Source organism: Paenarthrobacter nitroguajacolicus, assembly GCF_029952445.1.
In the GTDB taxonomy this organism is placed as follows: domain Bacteria; phylum Actinomycetota; class Actinomycetes; order Actinomycetales; family Micrococcaceae; genus Arthrobacter; species Arthrobacter nitroguajacolicus_B.
Map to the genome: position 1 here is coordinate 1 of NZ_JAQPPK010000070.1, position 929 is coordinate 929.

Consider the following 929-nt stretch of genomic DNA (forward strand, 5'->3'; position numbering starts at 1 on the left):
TGAAGGAGGCGACGTTCTTTTCGGTCGGTGGTGGGTTCATTGTTCGTGAGGGTGAGGAGAACGCGGCGCAGCAGGAGTTGGAGGAGTCCAAGAAGGAGTTGCCGTTGCCGTTCCGGACGGCGGCGGAGTTGTTGGGCCGGTGTGCGTCGAAGGGGTTGGGGATCAGCGACATCATGTTCATCAACGAACGTGCCAGCCGCAGCGAGGAGGAGATCCGGGAGGGTTTGCTGCATATCTGGTCCGTGATGGAGGCCTGTGTGGAGACCTCGTTGAAGCGTGAGGGTGTGCTCCCTGGCGGGTTGCGGGTGAAGCGTCGTGCCCCTGATTGGTTGGAGCGGCTGCTGAAGGAAGACAAGGACCGGAATGATCCGAAGTATTGGCAGGAGTGGGTGAACCTGATCGCCCTGGCGGTGAATGAGGAGAATGCTTCTGGTGGGCGGGTGGTGACGGCTCCGACCAATGGTGCGGCGGGGATTATTCCGGCGGTGTTGTATTACGCGTTGAATTACGCCCCGGGCATGGACAAAGCGTCCCAGCAGGATCGGGATGATGTGGTGGTGAAGTTCCTGCTCGCTGCCGGTGCGGTGGGTGTGTTGTATAAGGAGCAGGCGTCGATTTCGGGGGCTGAGGTGGGCTGCCAGGGTGAGGTGGGCTCGGCGTCGTCGATGGCTGCTGCTGGGTTGGCTGAGGTGATGGGTGGTTCTCCGGGGCAGGTGGAGAACGCGGCGGAGATCGCGATGGAACATAATCTGGGGTTGACGTGTGATCCGATCGGGGGGTTGGTGCAGATTCCGTGTATTGAGCGGAACGCGATTGCTGCGGCGAAGGCGATCAACGCGGCGAAGATGGCGTTGTGGGGGGATGGGACGCATCGGGTGTCGTTGGATGAGGTGATCGTGACCATGCGTGAAACGGGCAAGGACATGTCC

Annotated in this window: 1 protein-coding gene; it reads left to right on the plus strand. The window is 61.1% G+C overall.

The genetic code is table 11. The features are described from left to right. Positions 1 to 929, plus strand: a 929-nt coding sequence (locus PJL15_RS22550; RefSeq protein ID WP_281453355.1) for an L-serine ammonia-lyase, incomplete at both ends; no start/stop codon positions are given.